At 69.6% G+C, this 24,562-nt stretch carries 28 protein-coding genes; 14 read left to right on the forward strand and 14 right to left on the reverse strand.

Going from position 1 to position 24,562, the window contains the following annotated elements; all coding sequences use genetic code 11:
* Nucleotides 1–90: 90 nt before the first annotated feature.
* From ACWEOE_RS09000 to ACWEOE_RS09010, 3 genes are all read right to left on the reverse strand, one after another.
* A complete protein-coding gene (locus tag ACWEOE_RS09000) occupies nt 91–699 on the reverse strand; it encodes a hypothetical protein (RefSeq protein WP_452006058.1) in 609 nt (202 codons plus the stop codon).
* Nucleotides 700–1,143: 444 nt separating this feature from the next.
* Entirely contained in the window at nt 1,144–1,521 is a 378-nt protein-coding gene (locus tag ACWEOE_RS09005; RefSeq protein ID WP_452006060.1) for a hypothetical protein, read from the reverse strand.
* Between the two features lie 61 nt (nt 1,522–1,582).
* Nucleotides 1,583–1,912, reverse strand: a complete 330-nt coding sequence (locus tag ACWEOE_RS09010) for a hypothetical protein (RefSeq protein ID WP_452006062.1) — start codon at nt 1,910–1,912, stop codon at nt 1,583–1,585.
* Between the two features lie 116 nt (nt 1,913–2,028).
* Between ACWEOE_RS09010 and ACWEOE_RS09015 the strand changes: the two genes are divergently transcribed.
* Together ACWEOE_RS09015 and ACWEOE_RS09020 are read left to right on the forward strand one after the other, a co-directional pair.
* A complete protein-coding gene (locus ACWEOE_RS09015; protein WP_452006064.1) occupies nt 2,029–2,373 on the forward strand; it encodes a YciI family protein in 345 nt (114 codons plus the stop codon).
* A gap of 136 nt (nt 2,374–2,509) precedes the next feature.
* Nucleotides 2,510–2,905, forward strand: a complete 396-nt coding sequence (locus ACWEOE_RS09020) for an arylamine N-acetyltransferase (protein ID WP_452006067.1) — start codon at nt 2,510–2,512, stop codon at nt 2,903–2,905.
* Here ACWEOE_RS09020 and ACWEOE_RS09025 read toward each other — a convergent pair.
* Both ACWEOE_RS09025 and ACWEOE_RS09030 read right to left on the reverse strand, forming a co-directional pair.
* Complete coding sequence (locus ACWEOE_RS09025; RefSeq protein ID WP_452006068.1) at nt 2,899–5,214, reverse strand: sensor domain-containing protein; 2,316 nt, start codon at nt 5,212–5,214, stop codon at nt 2,899–2,901. The genes ACWEOE_RS09020 and ACWEOE_RS09025 overlap by 7 nt on opposite strands.
* A gap of 91 nt (nt 5,215–5,305) precedes the next feature.
* Nucleotides 5,306–6,013: a rhomboid-like protein gene (locus ACWEOE_RS09030; protein WP_452006070.1), complete on the reverse strand. Its 708-nt coding sequence runs from the start codon at nt 6,011–6,013 to the stop codon at nt 5,306–5,308.
* A 250-nt stretch (nt 6,014–6,263) separates the two neighbouring features.
* Between ACWEOE_RS09030 and ACWEOE_RS09035 the strand changes: the two genes are divergently transcribed.
* Nucleotides 6,264–6,842, forward strand: a complete 579-nt coding sequence (locus tag ACWEOE_RS09035) for a hypothetical protein (RefSeq protein ID WP_452006072.1) — start codon at nt 6,264–6,266, stop codon at nt 6,840–6,842.
* A gap of 80 nt (nt 6,843–6,922) precedes the next feature.
* Here the strand turns inward: ACWEOE_RS09035 and ACWEOE_RS09040 are convergent, their stop codons facing one another.
* The gene (locus tag ACWEOE_RS09040) at nt 6,923–8,041 is read right to left on the reverse strand and encodes a 5-methyltetrahydropteroyltriglutamate--homocysteine S-methyltransferase (protein ID WP_452006073.1); all 1,119 of its coding nucleotides are present in this window, start codon (nt 8,039–8,041) and stop codon (nt 6,923–6,925) included.
* A 64-nt stretch (nt 8,042–8,105) separates the two neighbouring features.
* Between ACWEOE_RS09040 and ACWEOE_RS09045 the strand changes: the two genes are divergently transcribed.
* The 8 genes from ACWEOE_RS09045 to ACWEOE_RS09080 all read left to right on the forward strand — a co-directional run bounded on the left by ACWEOE_RS09045 (nt 8,106) and on the right by ACWEOE_RS09080 (nt 15,378).
* A complete protein-coding gene (locus ACWEOE_RS09045) occupies nt 8,106–9,449 on the forward strand; it encodes a nucleobase:cation symporter-2 family protein (RefSeq protein WP_452006076.1) in 1,344 nt (447 codons plus the stop codon).
* Nucleotides 9,450–9,453: 4 nt separating this feature from the next.
* Entirely contained in the window at nt 9,454–10,251 is a 798-nt protein-coding gene (locus tag ACWEOE_RS09050) for an IclR family transcriptional regulator (RefSeq protein WP_452006078.1), read from the forward strand.
* Between the two features lie 186 nt (nt 10,252–10,437).
* A complete protein-coding gene (locus ACWEOE_RS09055; protein WP_452006080.1) occupies nt 10,438–10,758 on the forward strand; it encodes a 2Fe-2S iron-sulfur cluster-binding protein in 321 nt (106 codons plus the stop codon).
* Nucleotides 10,758–11,993 (forward strand): NAD(P)/FAD-dependent oxidoreductase, encoded by a 1,236-nt coding sequence (locus ACWEOE_RS09060; RefSeq protein ID WP_452006083.1) that lies wholly within the window; start codon nt 10,758–10,760, stop codon nt 11,991–11,993. The genes ACWEOE_RS09055 and ACWEOE_RS09060 overlap by 1 nt, the downstream gene beginning before the upstream one ends.
* A 25-nt stretch (nt 11,994–12,018) precedes the next feature.
* A complete protein-coding gene (locus ACWEOE_RS09065; RefSeq protein WP_452006086.1) occupies nt 12,019–13,194 on the forward strand; it encodes a 4-hydroxybenzoate 3-monooxygenase in 1,176 nt (391 codons plus the stop codon).
* A gap of 37 nt (nt 13,195–13,231) precedes the next feature.
* On the forward strand, nt 13,232–14,050 hold the full coding sequence (locus tag ACWEOE_RS09070) for a MerR family transcriptional regulator (RefSeq protein WP_452006089.1): 819 nt from the start codon (nt 13,232–13,234) through the stop codon (nt 14,048–14,050).
* A 33-nt stretch (nt 14,051–14,083) separates the two neighbouring features.
* On the forward strand, nt 14,084–14,815 hold the full coding sequence (locus ACWEOE_RS09075) for a Clp protease N-terminal domain-containing protein (protein ID WP_452006092.1): 732 nt from the start codon (nt 14,084–14,086) through the stop codon (nt 14,813–14,815).
* Between the two features lie 50 nt (nt 14,816–14,865).
* Entirely contained in the window at nt 14,866–15,378 is a 513-nt protein-coding gene (locus tag ACWEOE_RS09080) for a hypothetical protein (protein WP_452006094.1), read from the forward strand.
* A 48-nt stretch (nt 15,379–15,426) separates the two neighbouring features.
* Here ACWEOE_RS09080 and gndA read toward each other — a convergent pair whose 3' ends face one another.
* Complete coding sequence (gene gndA, locus ACWEOE_RS09085; protein WP_452006096.1) at nt 15,427–16,866, reverse strand: NADP-dependent phosphogluconate dehydrogenase; 1,440 nt, start codon at nt 16,864–16,866, stop codon at nt 15,427–15,429.
* 110 nt (nt 16,867–16,976) lie between these two features.
* Nucleotides 16,977–17,894: an MBL fold metallo-hydrolase gene (locus tag ACWEOE_RS09090; protein ID WP_452006098.1), complete on the reverse strand. Its 918-nt coding sequence runs from the start codon at nt 17,892–17,894 to the stop codon at nt 16,977–16,979.
* A 274-nt stretch (nt 17,895–18,168) separates the two neighbouring features.
* On the opposite strand from ACWEOE_RS09090, the gene ACWEOE_RS09095 reads away from it, so the two are divergent.
* Nucleotides 18,169–19,026, forward strand: a complete 858-nt coding sequence (locus ACWEOE_RS09095; RefSeq protein ID WP_452006101.1) for a helix-turn-helix domain-containing protein — start codon at nt 18,169–18,171, stop codon at nt 19,024–19,026.
* Here ACWEOE_RS09095 and ACWEOE_RS09100 read toward each other — a convergent pair.
* Entirely contained in the window at nt 18,983–20,137 is a 1,155-nt protein-coding gene (locus tag ACWEOE_RS09100) for a glycosyltransferase (RefSeq protein WP_452006104.1), read from the reverse strand. The genes ACWEOE_RS09095 and ACWEOE_RS09100 overlap by 44 nt on opposite strands.
* A gap of 235 nt (nt 20,138–20,372) precedes the next feature.
* Between ACWEOE_RS09100 and ACWEOE_RS09105 the strand changes: the two genes are divergently transcribed.
* Nucleotides 20,373–21,221, forward strand: coding sequence for an SAM-dependent methyltransferase (locus tag ACWEOE_RS09105; RefSeq protein WP_452006107.1), 849 nt, complete (start codon nt 20,373–20,375; stop codon nt 21,219–21,221).
* Nucleotides 21,222–21,276: 55 nt separating this feature from the next.
* On the opposite strand, the gene ACWEOE_RS09110 is transcribed toward ACWEOE_RS09105, so the two are convergent.
* Nucleotides 21,277–21,510, reverse strand: coding sequence for a hypothetical protein (locus ACWEOE_RS09110; RefSeq protein WP_452006109.1), 234 nt, complete (start codon nt 21,508–21,510; stop codon nt 21,277–21,279).
* 4 nt (nt 21,511–21,514) lie between these two features.
* Entirely contained in the window at nt 21,515–21,781 is a 267-nt protein-coding gene (locus tag ACWEOE_RS09115; protein WP_452006112.1) for a hypothetical protein, read from the reverse strand.
* A gap of 252 nt (nt 21,782–22,033) precedes the next feature.
* On the opposite strand from ACWEOE_RS09115, the gene ACWEOE_RS09120 reads away from it, so the two are divergent.
* On the forward strand, nt 22,034–22,294 hold the full coding sequence (locus ACWEOE_RS09120) for a DUF397 domain-containing protein (RefSeq protein WP_452006114.1): 261 nt from the start codon (nt 22,034–22,036) through the stop codon (nt 22,292–22,294).
* A gap of 154 nt (nt 22,295–22,448) precedes the next feature.
* On the opposite strand, the gene ACWEOE_RS09125 is transcribed toward ACWEOE_RS09120, so the two are convergent.
* From ACWEOE_RS09125 to ACWEOE_RS09135, 3 genes are read right to left on the reverse strand one after another with little or no spacing between them, the layout of a single operon-like run.
* Entirely contained in the window at nt 22,449–22,997 is a 549-nt protein-coding gene (locus ACWEOE_RS09125; RefSeq protein WP_452006115.1) for a hypothetical protein, read from the reverse strand.
* On the reverse strand, nt 22,990–24,120 hold the full coding sequence (locus tag ACWEOE_RS09130) for a hypothetical protein (protein WP_452006118.1): 1,131 nt from the start codon (nt 24,118–24,120) through the stop codon (nt 22,990–22,992). The genes ACWEOE_RS09125 and ACWEOE_RS09130 overlap by 8 nt, the downstream gene beginning before the upstream one ends.
* Nucleotides 24,121–24,131: 11 nt before the next feature.
* On the reverse strand, nt 24,132–24,533 hold the full coding sequence (locus tag ACWEOE_RS09135) for a FixH family protein (protein ID WP_452006120.1): 402 nt from the start codon (nt 24,531–24,533) through the stop codon (nt 24,132–24,134).
* Nucleotides 24,534–24,562: the final 29 nt, after the last annotated feature.

The following is a 24,562-nucleotide window of genomic DNA, read 5'->3' on the forward strand; positions in this document are numbered from 1 at the left end:
ACTCACGTCGGGGCGGTTTCTCGTTTCCGGCGCCTGGTCGGTACTCACACCTCTTCGTGACCTGAACGGGCCACGAAGAGGGGATGGCGATTACAGCCGGCCTTCGATGGTCTTCATCACTGCGGTGTATTCGTCCCGCCTCGTGCCGTCGGGAGGGTTTATCAGGGAGAGCTCCGCGAGGCGGATCTCACCATGGCTCGGCTTGACGACCACGACGTCGGTGCCGCCGTCCTTGCCGTAGCAGTACATCGCGGCTTCGTAGAGAGACTGCACGTCATCTGTGCAGGTCTCGCTGAACAGCTGCAGCGTCTTCTGCGGGGAGAGCACCGACGGCACACCGCCGACCGACAGGGTTCCCATGTGGGTACCGGGAGGATCGGCGAGGTGGTACTCGCAGTTGTAGGCGGTGAACTGGTCTTGGTGTGTCCGGGGTTGTTCGCTGTTGGCGTCGACGTCTGTGTTGTCGAACGTCTTCGCGAACTCCGCAGGGGACAAGAACGGGCACGCCGCACTGAGGTGTGCCGGGGACGCCGCAGGCACGAACGGCGCCGGGGGAGGGGCGCTACTGCTGGTGGTGGTCGGCAGGCTGCTGGTGGAGGCCGGCGGCGCCGCAACCACGGCACCGCTGCCACCGGTCGAGCACCCTGCGGCAGCCGTCGCCACGAAGGCGGCGGCGATGAATCTTCGAGACAAACGCATGTCCCGAATCCTGCCGGATGTTCCTGGAATTCCCGCTGTCGGAGATCCACTCGTGATCACCGGCAGTGACGGTTTGGGGGACTTGTCCGCTGTGCGTGAGATCTGCGGGATCTCGGACCGGATTTGCGCGCGGGGACCGGCAGGATGAGGTGATGCCGGACCTGCTCTGGGGCGAAGTCAGAAGCTTCTTCGATCCCCACCTGATGGGCGCGCTTCCCGACGTCTCGGTCGCCGGTGGGTCGGCAGAGGATTGGCACGCTACAGGGCCAGGCCGGCGTGAACGTCTTGTGCGGCCTGCTTCGCGCGATCGGCCGGACGCTCGGGAAGTCGGTCCTGCTGACGCCGGAAGGCGACTCGGCGCACCCGGTCCTCGGGTACGACCCCGGCGTGGACCGAGTGGTTCACGCGGCCGACCCTGGGTCGCGAATCCGCTGAATTCACCGACTAAGCGAGCGAGTTCCCGAAGCCGCCGTCCCTGGTGTACAGGTGGGTGATCGCGTCGGTGGCCAGGCGCAGCCAGTCGTCGAGGAAGGTGCTGTTCGGTTCGGAGGGGCGTTCGAGCCAAGCTTTCGCGGCGTGGCGGAGGACGGTGTGCGCGTCGGGGATCGGCGTTTTTCCGGTCTCGTAGATGTCAGCCAGCTCGGCCCAGGTGGTGTAGACGGCTCCGCCGTGGGGCGACGACGCCAAGTCGTCGAGCAAGGTCGCCGGGATCTTGGCGGCGGCGGCGTACGCGGTCCACGGGTCCGCGGCGGCGATCACCGTTCGCGCGTGGGGGTCGATGTGGTGCGTGAACAGCGCCCACTCGCGGTCGTCAGGGCTCACTGACCTGACCACCTTCGCGTGCCGCCGAGGCGTTGGTAGCGCTGGCGCATTCCCTGGCGGCTCAAGCCCTGGGCGGCGCCCAGCGACTCGAAAGTCTCGCCGCGGTCCAGGCCCGCCTCGATGAGGCGGACCTCCGTCTCGTCGAGGCCGTGGCGGATTTGGGCATGAGGTTCAGGGCGGCGATGACGTCTTCGGCGGTCACGTCCGCCGCGGTGGGGAGGCCGCGGCCGTCGTCGAAGCAGGGGGCGTTGGTGGCGCCGACGCTCACGAGCAGCGGCAGCACGGGGAGTCCCGGGTGTTCACCTCGCTGGTCGGGCGGGAGGTATCGGTCCAGCTGCCGGAGGATCTCCTGCTCGCGTTCCAGGCTGAGCTTGCCTCGGGAAGGGGACATGCTTGACAACATACCGTTGTCGCACTGGATCACGGCAGAAAACTTCCGCCGCCCGTGTCCGGAACCCGAACCGAGCTCCGACCACCCGGTGAAACCACACACCGAAGGAGCTCACCATGAAGTACCTCCTCACCCTCCACATGACCCCCGCCCTCTGGAGCACCCTCCCCGAAGCCGCGAAGCAGGAGATCTACGCCGGGCACGGGGCGTTCATGGAGAAGAACGCCGCGGAGATCATCGAGACCAAAGCGCTGGCCGAGCCGGAAAACAGCACGATCGTCCGGGTCCGCGACGGCAAGGTGGCCCACGAAACCGGCCTGCTGCACGGTGCCGACACGTTCTTCTGCGGCTACTACCTCGTCGACGTGAAGGACGAAGACCGGGCGCGGGAGCTCGCCGCCCAGATTCCCGATGCCCAGTACACCGCGGTGGAGGTGCGCAAGGTGGTCCACGAGGCTTGACCTCCACCGCGGGCGAGGTTGCATCTGGGCCCTGCGCGCTGCGCGTACAAGAACACGCACATGACGTTGATCGTCACCGTCGAAGGCACGCAGCACCTCGTCGACGTGGGGTTCGGGGTCGGACATGCTCAACCCGATGGCGTTGGAGGACGGCGTGGTCGTGGACCAGGGCGGCTGGCCGCACCGGCTCCTCCGCCGGGACGGCTGGTGGGTTTTCCAGAAGCAGAACGGCGACACCTGGGAAGATCTCCACGAGTTCCTCACCCAGGTGCACAGCCGGCCCGTGGACTACGAGGTCTACCACCACTACATCTCCACGCACCCGAAGTCGGTGTTCTTCGGGCGGCTGATCCTCATGCGGCTGGAAGACGGCCGGCTGCGCACGTTGATCGGCCACGAGCTGACCGAGTCGCGGCCCGGCCGGCCGGACGAAACCCGGACGATCGCGCCCGAGGATCTCGGGAAAACGTTGCTGGATCTGGACATCGAGCTCACCGGCGAAGAGCTCGGCGAACTCCTGAAGCGCTATTGAGCGAACAGCTCCGCGGCAGGCAGCGGCCGGCCCAGGTGGTAGCCCTGGGCCTGGTCGCACCCGAGCTGGCGAAGCAGCGCGAGCTCGTCGGCCGTCTCGACGCCCTCGGCCACCACGGTCAGGCCCACCGCGTGTGCCATGGCGATGATGCTCGCCACGATGGCCGCCGCGGCACCGGATTCGGCGATGCCCGTGATGAAGGAGCGGTCGATCTTCAGGGTGTCCAACGTCAGGCGGCGCAGCTGCGCCAACGACGAATAGCCGGTGCCGAAGTCGTCGATTGCGAGCAGGACGCCGAGAGAACGCAGTGCTGCCAGCACTTCCCCGGCGGCGGCCGCGTCGCGCATCAGGGCGCTTTCGGTGACCTCCAGGCACAGCGCGGACGGCGGCAGGCCCGTGGTGGCGAGCGCGTCGCGCACAGCCGGCACGAGCTGGGGATCCTCGAGCTGCCGCACGGAGAGGTTGACCTTCAGCGACAGGTCCAGGCCTCGAGAATCGCGCAGTGAAGCCACTTCCCGGGTGGTGTCGCGCAGCACGAACTTGCCGATCTCGTTGATCAGCTCGCTTTCCTCGGCCAGCGGGATGAACTCGGCGGGTGAGATGGCGCCGTGGCCGGGGTGGGTCCAGCGCAGCAGCGCTTCGACACCCACCATCTCACCGGTGTGCAGGTCGACCACGGGCTGGTACGCGGGCCACAATTGTCCACTGTGGACGGCGTCGCGCAGGTCCTGCTCCATGCGCAGGCGCCGCTGCATGCGTTCGCGCTGGGACACGTCGAAGAGCTCGTAACGCCCGCGGCCGAGGGCTTTCGCTTGGTACATCGCGATGTCCGCGTCGCGCAGGAGGTCTTCGGCGCTGCGGTCGTCGCCCGTCTCGACGAGGACCACACCGATGCTCGCGTCGACGTGGAGCTGGCGGCCGTGCACGGAAATCGGCTCCGCCAGCACCGAACGCAGGTGTCCCGCGAGTGAGCGCACCTCGGCGTCTGCCGCCACCGCGGAGGTGACGACCACGAACTCGTCGCCCCCGAAGCGGCCCACGACGTCGGTCGCGGTGGTGGCGCGGCGCAGTCGCTCGCCGACGATCCGCAGCACCTGGTCACCGACCGAGTGCCCGAGGGAGTCGTTGATGATCTTGAACTTGTCGAGGTCGAGGAACAGCACCGCAGTCGGGTGCGCGCGGTCGCGGCGATCGAGCCGGTCGAGCACGAGCGTGCGGTTGGCCAGGCGCGTGAGCGGGTCGTGGGTGGCGTCGTGGGCCAGGCGGGCGCTGATGGCGCGGCGCTCGGTGATGTCGGTGAACGACGTGACCACGGAGACGCCGGCCGGATCGTCCTGGTCGAGCAGGCGCGACGTCAGCGACACCCACACATCCCGCCCGTCGGGGCGGCGCAGGCGCAGGACCAGACCGTTGTAGGTGACGCCGGTGCGGCGCGTGGAGACCGACGGCAGCTCGTCCTCGGGCAGCCGGTGCCCGGACTCGTCGAACAGCACGAGCGAGGAGCACGGGACACCGATCAGCTCGTCGGCCGGCACGCCCAGGATGCGGCTCGCGGCGGGGTTCACCGACACGATCAGGCCCTTCGGCCCCACGACCAGCACGCCTTCGTCGAGCGCCGCCACCACCGTGCGGTAGTGCTGCTCCGCTCGGCGGCGCGCGGTCTCATCAGCGCAGACGAGCACATAGCCGTCATTCATCTCAGCTGCGGAAACGCGGATCGAGAGGGGAGTGCCTTCGCGGTGGTAGTGCGTCTGCTGCGCCACGCCGCCCGCGAGCCGGATCGTCGCGGGATCCGGCTCCACGCCGAGTGTCTCGCACACCGGCCGGCCGACGGCCTCCTCCGCAGCCCAGCCGTACACGTTCGAAGCGGCCTGGTTCCAGCTGGTGACGACACCGTCGGCGCTCACCGCCACGATCGCGTCGCTGACCTGGGAAACCAGGGCGGCCTGCGCGGCAGTGGCCCGGCGCCCGGCCACATCGCGGATCACGACCTGACTCTTCGAACCCGTGCGCACGGACACCGTCTCGACGGCGAACGTGCTGCCGTCCACGCGTTTGACGACCGTTTCGACCGGTTGGCCTGAAGGCTCCGCTTCACGATCGCGTTCGGCCACCACGAAGTCGGTCACGGGCCGGCCGACGACCTCGGCCGCGGCCTGGGCACCGAACAGATCGAGCGCCGCCGGATTGGCGTAGGTGATCACGCCGGCTTCGTGCACGCAGGTGGCGTCGGCGCTCAGTTCCACGAGCCGCCGATAGCGTTCGGCCAGCTCCGCGAGCTGCGCCTGAGCTAGGGCGTCGGCCTCCATAGTGCGTCCGGTCCCCCTGAGTCGGCGTGTGGCTCGTCGATTACACCACCAAGGGATCAGTTGTGTATATGCGCCGGGGAACCTTCGTATATCACCTGCCGCTGGGCCCGGTCCCCGCGAATTCCCTGGGTGCGGGCCCCGGCAGACGCCGATTCCCGGAGCCGCGAAGGCGCGGGCCCCAGTAGAAGAAACCGAAGTGCGCCGCGCAGGCGTGGCCCAGAACCGTGACCACGGAGTCGAGGCTGCCGGGCGAATCGGACACCCAGACGACGGCGATGAACACCTCCACCACCACCAGCGCGGCGATCCGGGCTCGCCCGCGCAGCAGGAAAACGAGGGCACCCGCCGTGGTGAAGAAGCCGTAGCTCACGCCGATGTCGAGCCAGCGCCCCGCCGTGGTCGGCAGCACGCCGCCGCTGATCAGCAGCATCACGGGCACTTCCGTGGCGAGCGTGGCCAGCACGTGGCCGCTGAAGAACACGATCGCCGCGCGGCGGGGCCCGAAGCGGCGTTCGAGCGGGGCCAGGGCGATGGCGAAGATGATCGCGTACACGAGCCAGCCGCCGTCGGCGAGCCAGAGGGCGCTGCTGAGCAGGGAGACGAGCGGGCGGCGCCAGAGGTTGTGGGCGTCGGTGCTCGACAGCTGCAGCAGCTTCGCGGTGACCACGGGGTCGGCGAAGCGCAGCACGAGCGTGGTGCCGAGCAGGATGACGAGATAACCGAACGTGAACGGAGTGGTCCGCGGGCCCGGCAACGCCCGGGTGGCACTGCGGGCCACAGCGCGCCAGGTCAGCGTCACTCTCGTAGGGCCGCCGTCGCTGATGAGCCGATGCGTCCACCAGTCTCGGAGGGTGACCGGCTGTCGGGCGCGCAGCAGCATCACTCCAGGTTTCCCGGGCATCCTGGGAGTTTCGCTAAGGGCAGCTGTGAAACCGCTGTGATTCTCACCCGCTAGAGTGACGCACACTGCGTAGAACTTTCTGTCATTATTCACCCGTTCGGTGGCCCAGTGCGGTATGAATGGACCACTCCTGGTGAAAGGCCCGCTGGTGGACGAAGAAGTTTCGGTCGCCGATCTGCTCGTGCGCGAAGGTTGGGGCGAACGTCTGCCACCACCTTCGCGGTCACGCTGGCGCATGGTCGCCGTGATGGCCGCCGTGGTGGTCGGCTGTGGCGCCGCGGCGATCCTGGTGGGCTTCGGCACCACCGCGAACGACGAGGCCACTCGCCTCACCGAGATGAAGGTCATCGAGATGCCCGACCGCACCGACGGTGCGGGTGGCGTCTCGGAGTCGAACCCGCCGCCGGCCACGATCGCGGGCTCCGGCGAGGGGCAGGACTCCGGTTCGAGCAGCGACGACGAGACCACTGAGGTCAGCACCCCGAAGATCACCTCGATCATCGACCCGCTCAACCCGCGTGGCGGCGGTGAGCCGGGCACGTCGACCAGCAGTGGCTCGAACACCGCGACCAGCGGTTCCGAGACGTCGACCGCCCCGACCGGCACCCAGCCCGGCGGCGCGGGCAACGGCTCGCCCGACCAGCCGCCGGCCTCGCAGACGACGACGCCGAAGCCGCCGCAGTCCACGACCAAGCGGCCGTGTGTGCTGGGGATCCTCTGCATCTGACGCCCTGACGCCTGCGGCCCTCGAACTGGAACGACCCGGACCTCACCACGAGGTCCGGGTCGTTTCGTGTCGAGCTCAGATCAACGGCCCCACACCCGCTCGGCGGTGGCGACGATCAGCTCCAGCTTCCGCAGCTGGTCGTCCGCGGTGAGCTCGTTGCCCTCCTCCGTGGAGGAGAAGCCGCACTGCGGGGAGAGGCACAGCTGGTCGATGTCGACGTACCGCGACGCTTCTTCGATCCGCCGCACCAACGCGTCCGGGTCTTCCAGCTCGGGCCGCTTCGTCGTGACCAGGCCGAGCACCACGCGCTTGCCCGGCGGCACGAACCGCAGCGGCTCGAAGCCGCCGGAGCGTTCGTCGTCGTATTCGAGGAAGAAGCCGTCGACCTCCAGCGAGCCGAAGACCGCCTCGGCCACGAACTCGTAGCTGCCCGAGGCCGCCCAGGACGAGCGGAAGTTGCCGCGGCACAGGTGGGTCGTCACGGCCATGCCGGCGGGCCGGTCGGCGAGGGCGGCGTTGACCGTCTTGATGTTGCGCAGGTGCAGGGTGTCCGGGTCGCCGCCCATGCGGGCCACGAGTTCGCGCTGCGCCGGGTCGTTGAGGTACGCGAGGCTCGTGTCGTCGAGCTGCAGGTATTCGCACCCCAGCGAGCCCATCGCCGCCACCTGCGCTGCGTACGCTCCTGCGAGGTCGGCGAAGAACTCCTCCAGGTCCGGGTACACGGCCTCGCTCACCGCCGCCCGGCCGCCGCGGTAGTAGACCATGCTGGGCGAGGGGATCGTGAGCTTCGGCGTGATGCCGGCGTCCACGTGGGACTTCAGGAACGCGAAGTGCTCGGCGAAGATCGGTTCGTCGAGGCGCACGCGGCCGTCGACCTGCAAGCCGGGCGGGCTGAACTCGAGGTCGCCCGCGAGGTTGTGGAACTTCACGTGCAGGCGTTCGTCGCTCTGCGAAACGCCGCCGAGCGCGTAGATGAAGTCCATGTGCCACGAAGCGCGGCGGAACTCGCCGTCGGTGGCCGAGGACAGGCCGGCGACCTTCTGCATCTTGATCACGTCGCGGATCGCGTCGTCCTCGACGGCCCGCAGCTGGTCGGCGGTGATCTCACCGGCGGTGTGCCGGCGGCGGGCTTCGCGGAGAACCGGCGGCCGCAGCAGGCTCCCGACGTGGTCGGCACGGAATGGGGGACGCGGAGTCATGCCTGGCATCGTCACACACAAACCGGCAGTATGCGTCGGGAAGATCCGTGCGAAAGGGCCGCCCATGACCAAGCACCCGGTCGACCAAGGCCTGCCCGCCGGGCGGCTGCTGCTGCTCGGCCTGCAGCACATGGCGATCATGTACACCGGCTCGGTGGCCGTGCCGCTGATCGTCGGCAGTGCGCTGAAGCTCGACGCGGCCACGATCGCGTTGCTGGTCAACGCCGACCTCTTCGTGGCCGGTGTCGCCACACTGGTCCAGTCCATCGGCATCGGCAAGCTCCTCGGTGTGCGGCTGCCGGTGGTGGCGGGCGCGACGTTCACCGTGGTCAACCCGATGATCCTCATCGCTTCGCAGTACGGCCTCACCGCGGTCTACGGCTCGATGATCGCCTCCGGTGTCTTCGGGCTGCTGCTCGCGCGGCCGTTCGCGAAGATGATCCGGTTCTTCCCGCCGCTCGTGTCGGGCACGCTGCTGCTGGTCATCGGCGTCTCGCTGCTCGGCCCGGGCGCGGCGATGATCGCCGGCCACGACACCGAAGCACCCGACTACGGCACGCCCTCGCACCTCGCCATCGCCCTGGGCGTGGTGGCGTTGATCGTGATCCTCACGCGGGTGCTGCGCGGGTTCGTCGCCCAGATCGCGCCGCTGGTGGCACTCGCCGTCGGCCTCGTCGTGGCGATTCCCCTTGGCCTGACGGCATTCGGCGGTGTGGGCCAGGCCAGCTGGTTCGGGCTCGCGGCGCCGCTGCACTTCGGGGCGCCGACGTTCCCGATCGCCGCCGTGCTGTCGATGTGCGTGGTGATGCTGGTGACCTTCACCGAGTCCACTGCGGACATGATCGCCGTCGGCGAGATCACCGGCCGCCCAGCCACCGATGCGGACATCGCTCGCGGCCTCGCCACCGACGGCGTGTCGGCCATCCTCGGCGGCTTCATGAACTCCTTCCCCGACACGGCGTTCGCGCAGAACGTCGGCCTCGTGCAGATGACGCGGGTGCGCAGTCGCTGGGTCGTCGCCGTGACCGGCGGCCTGCTCGTGGTGATGGGTCTCGTGCCGAAGGTCGGCGCCGCCATCGCGGCCATTCCCGAACCGGTCGTGGGTGGTGTCGCCGTGGTGATGTTCGCGATGGTCGCCGCGGTGGGCGTGCAGAACCTCAAGAAGGTGGAGTTCTCGGGCAACCACAACACGTTCATCATCGCGGTTTCGCTCGGCGTCGGGCTGCTGCCGGCGTTCGCGACCGACCGCTTCGGCACGTCGATCTTCTTCCAGCACTTCCCCGCGTGGCTGCAGACGATCTGCGGGAGCCCGATCACGCTCGCCGCGATCCTCGCGTTCCTGCTGAACCTGCTGTTCAACCACCTCGGGCGGCGTCGCGATCCGGACGTCGTCGGGATGCTTGACTGACCCGATGCGGCACAACGCACAGCGGCCACCGTCGGTCGTGGAACGGGTGCTGGACGTGCTGGGCGCGTTCACATCCGAGCGACCCGTGCTGACCTTGTCCGAGCTCAGCCGGCGGGCCGGGTTGCCGCTGTCGACCACGCACCGGCTGGCGGCCGAGCTCGTGCGGCGCGGGGCGTTGCAGCGCGACGAGCAGGGCCGGTTCCGCGTGGGGCTGTGGTTGTGGGAGGTGGCTTCGCTGGCGCCGCACGGCGCGCAGCTGCGGGAGAGCGCGATGCCGTTCCTCGAGGACCTCTACGAGGCCACGCACCAGAACGTGCAGCTCGCCGTGCTCGACGGCACCGAAGTCGTCTACCTCGAACGCCTTTCCGGGCGCCGCGCGGTGAACGTGATCTCCCGTGTCGGCGGGCGGCTGCCGCTGCACGCGACCGGCGTGGGGCTCGTGCTGCTTGCCCACGCTCCCGCTGACGTGCAGGAACAGGTGCTCGGCCTGCCGCTCAAGCGGTTCACCGGCAAGACGATCCGATCGCCCGAGCAGCTGCGGCGCGTGCTCGCCGACGTGCGGCGCAACGGCTACGCGGTCAGCGACGGCCAGATCGAGCTACCCGCCCTGTCCGTCGCGGCGGCGGTGCACGGGCCGTCGGACACGGTCGTCGCGTCGATCTCGGTGGTCGTGCCGGCCGAAGGCACTGATCCGCTCACCCTCGTGCCCGCCGTGCGGGCGGCCGCGCGCGGGATTTCGCGGACGCTCGGGGCGCCGAGCACGCTGCGGCTTTCCGAGGACGCGCACCGAGAGACGCACTGAGCTCTGATACACTCGGCCTTCCACTGAGTGGAAGTAGTGCTGCGTTCCGTGGTGCCGGACGAGCACCCTCGTCGTCAACCACGACGACGCGAGGAGGCCCGGTGATCATTGCCGAGCACTGCCGGCTCGAAAACCTGGCTTCCGGCGGGGCCTGGCGTCGCTGCCGGTGCGGGTCGGGTGAGCGGGATGCCGGAGATCACCTACGTGCAGCCCGATGGGACCGCTCGCACCGTCGAGGCCCCTCTCGGTCACTCCCTGACGCGGGTGGCGATCGAGAACGGCGTCGACCGGATCATGGCCGAGTGCGGTGGTAACGCCATGTGTGCGACCTGTCACGTCCACGCCGACCCGGAGCGCCTCGACGATCTTGGGCCCTTGTGCTCAGATGAAGAGGAGATGTTGGACTGCACGGCCAGCCCGAGGGCGGCCACCAGCAGGCTGTCCTGCCCGCTTCCGGTGACCGAGGACCTCGACGGTCTGGTCCTGCGCTTGCCGGAGGAGCAGTAATGACCACAGGATCCTCGTCCGAGACCGTGCTCGTCGCCGGCGGTGGCCAGAGCGGTTTCCAGGCCGCGGCCTCGTTGCGCGACAAGGGTTTCACCGGGCGGGTGGTCCTGGTCGGCGACGAGCCGGGCGTGCCCTACCAGCGGCCGCCGCTGTCGAAGGCCTACCTCAAGGGCACGGCCGGTGACGAGCAGCTGCGGCTGCGGCCCGAGGACTACTTCGCGGAGAAGGGCATCGAGCTCGTGCCGGGGCGGGTGGCTTCAGTGGATCGGGCTGCTTCTCGGGTTGTGCTGTCCGATGGCACTTCGCTTGCGTACGACCACCTCGTGCTCGCGACCGGGGCGCGCAACCGCGTGCTGCCCGTGCCGGGGGCGGACCTCGACGGCGTGCTGACGCTGCGGACGCGCGAGGACGCGGATCGGCTCAGGACTTCGCTGGACGCCGCGTCGAACGTGGTGGTGATCGGCGGCGGGTTCATCGGGCTGGAGTTCGCCTCGCACGCGGGGCGGCCGGTGACGATCGTCGAGGCGCAGGACCGGCTGCTGGCGCGAGTGGCTTCGCCGGAGGTGTCCGCGTTTTTCCGTGAGGTGCACGAAAAGGCTGGGCACACCGTGCTGCTCGGCACCGGCGTGACGGCGCTGCACGGCACCGGGCACGTCTCGTCGGTCGAGCTGGCCGACGGCACGCGGCTGCCGGCCGACCTGGTCGTGGTCGCCGTGGGCGTGGTGCCGGAGACGACGCTCGCCGCGGAGGCCGGGCTGGCCGTGACCAACGGGGTGGTCGTGGACGAGCACCTGCGCACAGAGGACCCCAAGATCTTCGCGATCGGCGACTGCGCCAACTTCCCGTGTGTCCAAGCGGGTGCGGCGACGCGGCTGGAGTCGGTGCAGAACGCCGTGGACCAGGCGCGATGTGTGGCCGCGGCCATCGTCGGCGAGGGTGCGCCGTACGACAGCCTGCCGTGGTTCTGGACCGACCAGACCGGCGCGAAGCTGCAGATCGTGGGCATCCTGGCCGACGCCGACCAGACCGTGGTCACGGGTGATCGCGCCGAGGGACGGTTCTCGGTGCTGTCGTTCCGCGACGGCGTGCTGATCGCCGTCGAGTCGGTGAACCGCCCGCCCGACCACATCGCCGCGCGCCGGCTGTTCACGGCTGAGCCGAAGCCGACGTACGCGGATCTCGAAGCCAGTTCGTTCGATCTGAAAGCCCACGTCAAGTCGCGATCGGCGGCTTGACCCGTGTAGTTCGGAGGTCCCCCCGTTGCGCACCCAGGTTGCTGTGATCGGCGCCGGCCCGGCCGGTTTGCTCCTGTCGTACCTGCTCCACCTCGAAGGTGTGGAGGCGGTGGTGCTCGAGGCCCGCGACCGCGAGTACGTGCGGCAACGGGTGCGCGCGGGGGTGTGCGAACAGCCGACGGTCGAGCTCTTGACGGAGATCGGCCTCGGCGAGCGGCTGGCCCGGGAAGGCCTGCCCCACGAGGGTTTCTCGCTCCGCTTCGACGGGCAGGACCACCGGATCGCGCTGACCGAGCTCACCGGCAAGAGCATCACGGTGTACGGGCAGCAGGAGATCGTGAAGGATCTCGTGGACGCGCACGAGCGGCTGGAGTTGCCGCTGCACTTCGAGGTTTCGGACGTTTCTTTGTCCGATGTGGACACCGAACGGCCGGTGGTGCGGTACCGCGATTCGTCCGGGATCGAACAGGTCCTGGAATGTGACGCCATCGCGGGCTGCGACGGGTTCCACGGCGTTTCCCGTCCGTCCATTCCGGACGGTGCGCTGCAGTTCTTCGAGCGCGAGTACCCGTTTGCGTGGCTGGGGGTGCTGGCGCAGACGCCGCCTTCGCACGAGGAACTGATCTACACGCACCACTCGCGGGGATTTGCCCTGCACAGCATGCGCTCGCCGGAGATCACGCGTCTCTACCTGCAGGTCGACCCCGATGAGGACCTCGCGGCCTGGTCGGACGACCGCATCTGGTCGGAGCTGTCGGTGCGGTTGGCGGTCGAGGGTTCTTTCGAGCTGCGTGAAGGCCCCATCCTCGACAAGGGCATCACGCCCATGCGCAGCTTCGTCGCCGAACCCCTGCGGCACGGCAGGCTGTTCCTGGCCGGCGACGCCGCCCACATCGTCCCGCCCACGGGTGCGAAGGGCATGAACCTGGCCGTGGCGGACGTCCGGGTGCTGTCGCGCGCTCTGGTCGCCCTGTTCAAGGGCGACGCCTCCCTGGCCGACGCCTACTCCGACACGTGCCTGCGCCGCGTCTGGCGGGCCGAACACTTCTCGTGGTTCATGACGACGATGCTCCACGTGGACCCGGGGGCGGACGCTTTCGCGCAGCGGCTTCAGCTCTCGCAGCTGCGCTACACCGCTTCGTCACCGGCGGCGGCGAAGAGCGTGGCGGAGAACTACGTGGGTTTGCCGTTCGGTTCTTGACTCTGACACCGTGTGAGGCCCAACCGTAGGCGGTGTCATGTTCAGCATCGGAGAGTTCGCCAAGCTGGGCCGGGTGTCCGTGCGGATGTTGCGCCACTACGACGCCCTCGGCCTGCTGCGGCCCGCCAAAGTGGACCCGCACAGCGGGTACCGCTCGTACGCCGCCGGGCAGCTGGCGCGGCTCAACCGCATCCTGGCGCTGACCGACCTCGGGTTCGGTCTCAAGCAGGTGGCCGATTTGCTTGACGACGAGCCCGGCGCCGAGCAGTTGCGCGGGATGTTGCGGTTGCGCCACGCGGAGCTGGCCACGCAGGTCGCGGAGGCGGCGGGACGGTTGGCGCGGGTCGAGGCGAGACTCCGGTTGATCGAGTCGGAGGAAGACGTCATGGACGTTGTGGTCAAGCCCGTCAGCGGAGCGAAAGTGGTAGCGGTCAGCGGGATCGCGGAGTCGTTCGAGTACCACGAGATCGGGCCGGTCGTGGGTGGCCTGTGTGCGAGTCTCGCGGAGCGCATGGAGCGCGCCGGGCTGAAGTTCGCCGGGCCGGCGGTGGCGTGGTACGAGCCGGCGGCGGACGACCGGATCCAGGTGCGGGCCTGTGCGCCGTACGTGGGCAGCCCGTCCGGTGAAGGGCTCTGCGAAACCGATCTGCCGGCCATCGAGCAGGCCGCCACGCTCGTGCACCGCGGCACGATGGACACGATCGCCGGGTCGTACCAGGCGTTGGCGCGGTGGATCGACGACAACGGGTACCGGGCCGAGCCGGTGAAGGCGCGTGAGGTCTACCTGCACACCGAGGGCGACGAGAAGGAGTGGATCACCGAGCTGCAGATCCCGATTGCGTCAACCCGGGGTTGACGGCGATCGGATCGTCAACCTAGAGTTGACGGCATGACCAGTGCGGTGAAGCTCGACGACCTCATCAACGCCATCAAGGCCAACAACGACAAGGACGCCCTCGCGCAGCTGTCCGACGCCGTGTACCTGGGCGAGCACCTCGGCGAGCTGGCCGACCACCTGATCGGCCACTTCGTGGACCAGGCCCGGCGCAGCGGAGCGTCGTGGACCGACATCGGCACGAGCATGGGTGTGTCCAAGCAGGCGGCCCAGAAGCGGTTCGTGCCGAAGATCGATCCGGGCGGTGATCCCAGCGGGATGATCCAACGCCTGTACGGCCGTTACACCGACCGCGCGCGCCACGTGATCGTCGCGGCGCAGCAGGCCGCGATCGAGGCCGAGAGCCCGGGTATCGACACCACGCACCTGCTGCTCGGGCTGCTCACCGAGCCGGCCGCGCTGGCCGCGGGCGTCATGGTCTTCCAGGGCGCGAGCCTCGACGCCGTGAAGGCCGCGGCCGAGGCACGGCTGCCCGAGCCGGTGGACCCGGTGCCGAACCCCATGCCGTTCACGGCGGCCGGCAAGAAGACGCTCGAGCTCACGATGCGCGAGGGCCTGCGACTCGGCCACAACTACATCGGCACCGAGCACATCCTGCTGGCGATGCTGGAACAGGGCGAAGGCCCCGGCTACGAGGTGCTCACCGAGCTGGGCATCACGAAGGAAGCCGCGGAGGCGAAGATCCGCGAAGCACTCGCCGAAATCCTGGCCGCGCGCCGGCAGTGAGACCCGGGTGGCCGTCGAGCCGGCGGCCACCCGGGCTCTAGGCTGGCCGGATGAGCGACCCCTTCATGGAGGAGTTCCGCAAAGCCTTCTACGACGCTCAAGGCGACGGTCCGCCCGCCGTGCAGAGCTTCGAGATCGTGAACGACGACGAGGCCGTCGCGGCGGAAGCCGGCCGTCAGCTGGAACCGATCGTGCAGCAGCTCGCACTGCTCGGTCCGCAGGGCTGGGAATGGTTCTCCGCCGAGTTCGCGTTCACCGTCTCGGCCGAGATCGCGCTGCTGCGCTTCTTCGCCGGACAGCAGCACCAGGACGTCTACGTTCCCGAACCCATCGCCGCGATGGTGCGCAACCAGCGCCACCTCGCCGCGCGGATGTCGGCCGGGCCGTGGTGGCGGCTGATCCTGAGCGTGCTCAACAGCGGCCAGCTCAGCGTCACCTACGACTACGGCGACGAACCCTTCCCGCAGCACCAGCTGCTGCCGCCGCAGCACTACCTCGACGACCTGCGCACCTACCGCCGTCCGCAGGTCCCGGAGTGGCTCAGGAAGTACACCGGCCAATGAAAAAGGGGCCCCTGCTCACGAAAGCAGGGGCCCCTTCTCTGCCGAAAATCAGGCGCCGACCTCGTCGCGCGAGTCCGTGGCCCACAGCGTGTGGAAGGAACCCTCGCGGTCGACCCGCCGGTAGGTGTGCGCACCGAAGAAATCGCGCTGGCCCTGCACGAGCGCGGCCGGGAGCCGGTCGGCGCGCAGGCCGTCGTAGTACGCCAGCGCGGTGGAGAAGCCCGGCGTCGGGATGCCGAGCTGCACCGCCGTGGAGATCACCGAACGCCACGAGTCCTGCGCGTCCTCCACGGCCTTGCGGAACGCGCCCGCGGTGAGCAGCGTCGGCAGCGCGCTGTCCTCGGCGTACGCGGCCGTGATGTCGTTCAGGAACTTCGCACGGATGATGCAGCCCCCGCGCCAGATCGACGCGACGGCGCCCAGGTCGATGTCCCAGCCGTACTCCGTGGCGCCGGCCTGGATCTGGTTGAAACCCTGCGCGTACGCGACCACCTTCGACGCGTACAGCGCCTGCTCGACGTCGTCGGCGAAGGTCTCCAGCGCGGCGCCCTTCAGCGGCGTGCGCGCCGGCCCGCCCAGCCCGCGGGCGGCCGCGCGCAGCGGCTTCGAGCCCGACAGCGACCGCGCGAACACGGCCTCGGCGATGCCGCTGATCGGCACACCCAGGTCGAGCCCGATCTGCACGGTCCAGCGACCGGTGCCCTTCTGCTCGGCCGCGTCCTCGACGATGTCGACGAACGGCTTGCCCGAGCCGCCGTCCACGTGCTTGAGCACCTCGGCGGTGATCTCGATGAGGTACGACTCGAGCCGGCCGGTGTTCCACGTCGAGAACACGTCGGCGGCCTCCGCGGGGGAGTAACCGGCGGCGCCGCGCAGCAGGTCGAACGACTCGGCGATCAGCTGCATGTCGGCGTACTCGATGCCGTTGTGGACCATCTTCACGAAGTGGCCCGCGCCGTCCGCGCCGATGTGCGTGCAGCACGGCGCGCCGTCGACCTTGGCCGAGATGTCCTCGAACAGCGGGCCGAGCGACTCGTAGGACTCCTTCGAGCCGCCGGGCATGATGCTCGGGCCGTTGAGCGCGCCCTCCTCGCCGCCGGACACACCGGTGCCGACGAAGTGCAGGCCCCGCTCACGCAGCGCGGCCTCACGCCGGCGCGTGTCCGCGAAGTGCGCGTTGCCCGCGTCGACGATCACGTCACCCGGCTCCAGCAGCGGCGCGAACTCCTCGATCACGGCGTCGGTGGGCCCGCCGGCCTGCACCATGATCACGATCTGCCGGGGCCGCTCCAGCGCGTCGACGAACTCCTGCGCGGAGTACGCCGGGATGAAGTCGCCCTCGTCGCCGAACTGCTCGACGAGGGAGCGCGTGCGCGCCTCGGAGCGGTTGTGCAGAGCGACCGTGTGCCCGTGCCGGGCCAGGTTCCGCGCCAGGTTGCGGCCCATGACCGCGAGGCCCGTGACCCCGATGCTCGCCTTCTTGCTCATCCGAACCCTTTCCGAAGTCTCTGCCGGAGTCCGAGCCTACTGGCGTTCGGCGTCCGGCGAACCTGCGAGAACATTCACGGGACGTTCGGGAATGCGAGCCTGTCCGAGCATCAGGAAAAACAGCGGATCGGCGCGCCGTTGTAGGCGACCATGTCCGTGATCGCCGCGACCAGGTCGAGCGGGGCGCCCCACTCGGCGCCGTCCAGCTCGGCGTAGGCGCGGTGCAGGTTGCCGGCCAGGCGTTCCTGTTCGGACAGGTCCGAAAAGGTCCCGAGGTCGGTCTCCTTGGCCAGCTGCAGCGGCGAAAGCCCGGCCGCCTTGCCGCGTTCGGCGGTCGCCTGCACGAAGGCCAGGTACGCGTCCACCACGTCCACCGTCTCGACACCGCACGGGCCGCCGTGGCCGGGCAGGATCACGGCGGGGTCGAGCTCGCGGATGACGTCGAGCGCGGCGCGCCAGCCGGCGATCGAGCCCATGAGCGCGAACGGGCTGCCGCCGTTGAACACGAGGTCGCCGGCGAAGAGGATGCGCTGTTCGGGCAGCCAGGCGAGCACGTCGTTGGTGGTGTGGGCGGCGTGGCCGGGGTGCACGAGCTCGATCGCGGTGCCGCCGGCGTGCACGGTGAGCCGTTCGTCGAACACGACGTCGGGTGGGCGCAGCTCGAGGTGACCCCAGTCGTTGCCGACGAGCACGCCGTCGTAGGTCTCGATGCCCGCCGCGAGCATCGCGTCGCGCGTTTTGCGCTGGCCGATGATCGTGGCGCCGCCGACGAGGTAGTTGCCGTTGGTGTGGTCGGAGTGGTGGTGGGTGTTCACGAGCGTCGTGACCGGTCCTGCCGTGGCCTGCGCGGCGGCGAGCAGCGCGCGGGTGCGGCGTTCGGTGGCGCACGTGTCGATCAGCACACAGTGGTCGCCGGCCGCGACGAAGCCGCAGTTGTTGATGAACCAGGACCCGTCGGGCTGTAGGTAGCCGAAGACGCCGTCGGCGAGCTGTTCGACCTTCGCGGCGCCAGGAGAGCGATCGATCACGTCGCCACTATGCCGCATCACCAGGACCGTACGAACCGGGCGCGGGTGTAGACCGGATGGAGCAGCGTGGGTGTCCGAAAGGAGCCGTCTGCCCTGGTCCAGCCGAGTGACAAACGTGATGACTGGCTTTTCGGATCATTTCCTGGAACGCTGCCCGGTGTCATCATCGAGCCCCGTTGGGTAAAGGTACTAACCTGGGTGGTTCGAACGTTCGCGCGCCGGCAGTGGTCGAAAGGCCTCCCACGGCGGTTACTGGTCCGGGAGAGCAAGGCTGATGGCGAGCACCGTCACCTCGCGCCGGAAGCAGCTCGGCAACGAGCTCCGGCATGCCCGCAACGCCGCGCGGATGACTCAGCAGCAGGTCGCCGAAGTTCTCGGCTGCACCCAGGGCAAGGTCAACAAGATCGAGTCCGGTGCCGTCGGGGTGAAGCTCGGGGATGTGCGATCGATGCTGAACGCGTTCGGGATCAACGGCGAAGAAGCCGACACGTTGATGAACCTCGCCCGCGCCGCCGCCGGGCAGCGCGGGCACTGGTCGGGGTACCGCTCGGTGGTGCCCCACTGGTTCCGCACCTTCACCGACCTCGAGCCGGCGGCCGCGGAGATCCTCACCTGGCACGGGGAGCGCATCCCCGGCCCGCTGCAGTCCGAGCACTACATGCTCAAGCAGTTCACGGAGGCGGGCGCCACCGACGTCACGTCGCTGGTGCGCAACCGGCTCGACCGCAAGGCCGTGTTCGACCAGCAGCAGCCGCCGTACTACCGGTTCATCGTGAGCGAGGGCGCGCTGCGCCGCGCGCCCGGCGGGTTCGCGCCGGCGGTGATGCTGGACCAGGTCGAGCACATGCTGGCGCTCGACCGCTACCCCCGCGTGTACGTGCACGTGCTGCCCTTCGGCGCGAAGCTCGCCGCCGTGCCCAACGACTTCACGATCATGCGTTTCCCCGACCGCACGCGGGACTTCGTCTACATCGAACACTCCGCGGGCGGGCTGTACCTCGACGACGTCAAGGACTTCAACATCTTCGTCGACTCGTGGGACCGCCTGCGCGGCGCGGCGCTGGAGCGCGGCGAGACGCGCCAGTTCCTCAAGGAGCTCGCCGAGGGCTACCGGGCGCAGATGTCGCAGTGATTTCCAGCAGTGGCACGGTTTCCTCCGCGCCGGGCTGGGCGTTGATCTCCTCCTGCACGCGCTGAGCGGCTGCGCGCCAGCGGGCCTCGGTGAGCAACTGCACGGCTGTGTCGTGGATCTCGCCGGGCGTCGCCGTTTCCGGATCGAGGGCGAGGCCGGCCCCGAGCCGGGCCAGCCGCCGCGCGTTGCCCGGTTGGTCGGCACCCATCGCGAACACCAGTGACGGCAGGCCGTGGGCCAGCGCGCCCAGCACGCTGCCGGACCCGCCGTGGGACACCACGAGGTCGGTTTTCGGCAGCAGCTCCGCTTGAGGGACGAAGCTGTGGATGCTGACGTTCGCGGGCTGCGGCCCGAAGCCCGCGGGATCCAGCTGCGAGCCGACGGTCGTGGTCACGTCGGCGTCGAGGCGGCCGAGCCCGGCGAGCGCGCGTTCGAACAGATCCCCGGACGCGGTGTTGAAATCCGTGCCGAGCGTGAAGTACACCCCCGGCCGTTCGTGGGGTGCCCGCTGCGGGATCGGCTCGCCCTGGCGGAACGAGAACGCCCCTGGCGGCAGCGGCGCACCGCGGAACATCTCCGGAAACGGCGACAGCACCAGCTGCCCGTCGAGCATGGCCAGGTCCGGGTCCCTCGGCAGCCCGTGCCCGGCCCGCAGCTCGTGCAGGGGTTCGGCCACGAGGTCCTTGCGCAGCAACGTTCCCGCCGCCAGCACCAGCACGGTCACACAGGGGATCCCGAGCTTTTCGGCCGCGACCGCGGCACCGAAGTCGACCTCGTCACGGATCACGACGTCGGGCCGCCAGTCGCGGCCGATCTCCAGCAGCTTTTCGGCCCGCTCCCCGGCGGCTCGGCGGGCGAAGAGCTCGCGGATCTCCCAGTCGTCCCGCGCGGGGTCGACGGGCGGCAGGGGCTCGCGGTTGCCGGTGGTGTGGGGCTGGGGCTGGGGATCGCTGGTCGCGATCGCCGTGAACCCGGCCCGCTCCACCGCCGCGACCAGACTGCCCGCCCCGGCCACGGCCACGACGTGGTCGCGCTTCACCGCCGCCCGCGCCACGGGCACCATCGGATCGAAGTGGCCCCGCCCGCCGACGAAGGTGAAGAGGAAGCGCATTCCCGGCAAGGTACTGGGTGAGGGTGGGACCGGGCATGCCGTTTTCCATGGCTTGGTCACCTCGGCTTGGACCATCGACCAGCCGCCTCGGCCGGCGTGTGCGCGGTGAAGCCGCCGTCGCGTGGTGTCCCAATTCCCCGATCAGGTGTCACTCGATCGGGGGTCGGCTGCGGGACGCGGCCGAAGGTCGGCAGACTGGTCCGCACCAGCACACCGCGGGTCGAAAGGGCGGCTGATGACACAGGTACCGGATCCCGAAGCGCCGGAAGGCATCGACCTCGAGCGGCCGAACGCGGCGCGCATCTACGACTGGTTCCTCGGCGGCACGGCGAACTGGGCGATCGACCGCGAGTTCGGCGAGCGCGCGGTCCAGACCTTCCCCATGATCAAGACCATCGCCCGCTCCGGGCGGGAGCTGCTCGGCCGCACGGTGCGCTACATGGCGCGCAACGGCATCGACCAGTACCTCGACCTCGGGTCGGGCGTGCCGACGGCCGGCAACGTGCACCAGATCGCCACGTCGGTGAACCCGAACGCGCGCTGTGTGTACGTGGACAACGAACCGGTGGCCGTCGCGCACTCGCAGATCCTGCTGGAGCGCGAAGGCGTCGCCGATCGCCACGCCGTGCTGCAGGGCGATCTGCGGTACCCCGGCGACATCTGGCCGCGTGCGCTCGACACCGGCGTGCTCGACCCGAAGCGCCCGATCGGGTTGATCATGTCGGGCGTCCTGTACTTCATCGGCCGCGAAGAGGGCGCGCACGAGATGGTGCGCAAGTACCTGTCGCTGGTGCCGTCCGGCTCGTACTTCATGGCCTCGCACATCACGCTCGACGGCGTGCCGCAGTCCGACGGTGACAGCCGCGAGTCGATCCACGAGCAGTACAAGCAGTCGAGCACGCCGATCCACTTCCGCTCACGCGCGGAGTTCGCGGAGTTCTTCGACGGTCTCGAGGTCGTCGACCCCGGTGTGGTGTGGGTTTCCGAGTGGCGGCCGGAGGAAGGCGAGTCGCGCAACAGCGACCGCATGGCCGCGGACCCGTCGTTCAGTGGCGGCATCTGTGCCGTGGGACGGAAGCCGTAACGACAAAAGCGCGCCTCGGGCGGAGTGGCCCGGGGCGCGCTGGTTCGGTGCTGGGCTACACGTGCCCGTGGACGAGCCCGGCGAGGGTCTCCAGCGGCCGGTGGGCGCGGACCAGGTCCGGCTGGCGCGGTGCGGGCACGTCGAGGTCGGTGTCCCAGGTGACCGGCTTGCGCAGCGGCGCCTGGATCAGGCTGAAGCCGAAGCGGTTGCGCAGCTCGTGGTTGATCCCACGCCGGCCGGGAGTGTGTTCATCCTCACGGCGGAAGAGCGTGGTGAGCCGGACGGCCATGAGATCACACCCCCAGTTCCGAAAGCGGTGACCGGGGCAGATCCGCTCCGGCCAGACCGAGGCAGCTTTCGCACGGCATGCCCACGCCCGACGTCAACCACTCGACGTGGGCCCGGGGAAGCCTCTCCCCGCACCTCGCGAGCACCTCGGCGCAGGAACCCGTGGCGTCCACCTCGAACACGTGCACGACGCGGCGGGATTCGCCGGCTCGGCCGGGCGCGAGCCTGCCCGTCATGAGCACGTTCGCCGTCATGCTGTCCTGGATGATCACGCGGTCCCTCCCCCCGAGCTCGGTGCCGGTTCGCGGACTCCGCTGGTGTGCTGGGCCGAATGCAGCAAGCCATTCACCCACCATCGGCGCCCCGATCGATGCGATTAATCCTACTCCTGGAATAATCTTCATGTCGAGATCGGGTCGAGTTGATCACCCGCTTGGCCCTGCGGTTTGCTCCGTAGTGACAGAAAGAAGCCGGGGACGTGCGCGGCGACCGCACGCCCTGCAGAAGGCTCGGAGGTACGACCCATGACGGATTATCCGTCGCTCCAGGATTACGACCCGGCCTCCGCCGAAGGGCTGTTCGAGGACGCTGCCTGGGAGAAGTCGTTCGCCAGTGAGCCCAACGGAGGCAGCTGCGTCGAGGTCAACCTGGGCCGTTCCGACCTCGTCGGGGTGCGGGACACGAAGCTCGCGTCGAGCCCCGTGTTCGTGTTCGACCGGGCCGAGTGGGAGGCGTTCCTGGTCGGTGTGAAGGCCGGGCAGTTCGACCTGCCGCCCGGCACCTGACGCGGGCTTCGCGATTTTCCGCGACCTCGGACTCAGGCTGTGACGTGAGCGGTTCACCAACTGTCACTCGAACGAGTGAGATGCGCTGACCCAGGGTGGTCGAGGTGGTGATCAAGACGCCGGGAGCACCGTCATCGGTACTCCCGGCTGCGACTCAAGAGGCGGCCGCGACCCCGCCGCCCCGCAACCGGCCGCGCGTGCGGCGCCAGGCGATGACCACGAGCACCACCAGCCCGATCAGCGGCAGGCTGCTGATCGCCCAGCTCAGCCCCATCGGCGGCCCCGGCTGCTCGAGCACGCGCAGGTTCTGCAGTTCGCCCGTGCCCTGGCCCTGCGGGCCTTCGATGGTGAAGCGGAACGCCCACGTGCCCTCCGTCGGCAGGGCGCGGATGTCCAGACCCCACACGTCACGCTTGCGCGGGTGCCGCGCGAGCGGCTGCGCCCGCTGGAAGGTGCCCGAAGCGGGGTTGTGCATCGCGAGCGAGCCCGTTTTGGTGCCGATGCCGCCGTCGGGGATGAAGGTGAAGTCGAGCGACTGCATGGCCCGCAGCGGCCACGTCGAGAAGCCCACGGTCAGGCCGTAGGGCCCGGCCTGCACGCGTTCGGTGTGCACGATGTTCACCGGCTCGTACGCGTCGGCCGGCAACGCGGTGGCGAGCAGCAGCCCGATGACCGCGCCCAGCGCCAGCAGAGTCCTACGCATCCGAACGCACCCCCGAAACCGGGGCGAGCAGCCGCAGCATGCCGCCGAAGCGCCACCCCGCGAAGCCGCCCGCCAACCCCAGCGCGCCGGCCACGAGGCCGGTCGCGATCACCGAAGCGAAGTCACCGACGTGACCGGCGTACACCCAGCCATGCTGCACCGGCAGGGTCGCGCCGATCAGCAGCCCGGCCAGCCCGCCCGCGAGCACCGACACCCGGCCCGGCTGCCAGCCCCGCCGTCGCGCGATCAGCAGGTAGCCCTCGACGAGCGCGGCCACGGGCAGCAGCGCCATCGGCATCAGCGCGGGCATGTCCGGCACGCCGGCCACGTAGTCCCGCACCGGCAGCCCCACGAGGTCGGCGTACCAGCGCGCCGCCCACGGCGAGAACCACCAGAACACGGCCTGGATCACGGCCAGGATCGCCGCCGTCGCCACCGCGCCACCGGGGCGGCGCTGGAACCCGGCCCCGGTGAACACGAGCAGCACCGACAGCAGCGTCGCGCCCACCGACGTGGCCTCGACCGGGTCGAGATCCACCTGCTGCAGCCCCAGCGCGGTCACGGCGCTGAACGCGATCAACACGGCCAGCGAACCGAACACCCCGACTCGCCCCCAGCGGTGCTCACGCGCGGCCGCGAAGACCATCGCGGTGCCGATGATCGACAGCGTCACCGAGAGCAGCAGCCCGATGTGCGGCGGCGAGTCGATCACGGCGTCGAAGCCGTACAACCCGTGCCACCACTGGTCCCACAGGCCGTAGAGCAGGAACGCGGCGGCGCCGACGCCCGAGATGAGGTACCCGACCGGCGCGGCGAACGTCCGGCCGAACACGCCGATCGCGCGTCCGCCGATGCGCGGGTCGACCGGCCGCCCGGCGCGCTGCGCGGCCGTGGTCAGCAGCACCACGGCCAGGCTCGCCAGGCCGACGATCGCGCTGCCCGCGTACAGGAACAGGTGCGGCAGCGTGAAGAAGGTGTCCGGACCGACGTCGTCGTGCCACTGCACGTCCCACGTGAGCCCGATCATCGAGATCACCGAACCCCCGAGCACGGTGCACGCCGGTGCGAGCCCCGGCTTTCTCGTCGTGGCGACCACCCGGGCCCCCGACGCGGTGAGATCCATTCCCAGCCCCCTTATCGATTGACCAACACGGGAAACACGACCTGGTCGGCGCCCGCCGGCCCCTTCAGGGAGACGGTGATCTCCCACTGGCCCGCCATCGGCAGGCCGACGTCGGCGGCGCGGAAGTGCCCCGGCCCGTCGGCGGTCGCCGGCACCGGTGTGATGGCGTGGCCCATCTGCGGCATCACCGGCTCCACCGTCACGCCGTCGACGGCGGGGCCGGTCACCGCGAACGCGAACGTGTTGCCGCCGACGCGGGGCGCGTCCGCGGACAGCTGCACGGTGTAGGGCCCGGTCGTCGACTTGAGCACGGTGGGACCGCCCGCGCCACCGCCGAACAGCAGCCAGCCGGCGATGACCGCGGCGATCACCACGACCACGCTGATGAGGACCACCGGACGCCGTTGTTTCACTTTTCCCCTCCTGGGCAGCGGGCACGTCG

The sequence above is a fragment of the Amycolatopsis sp. NPDC004368 genome, from assembly GCF_053602515.1.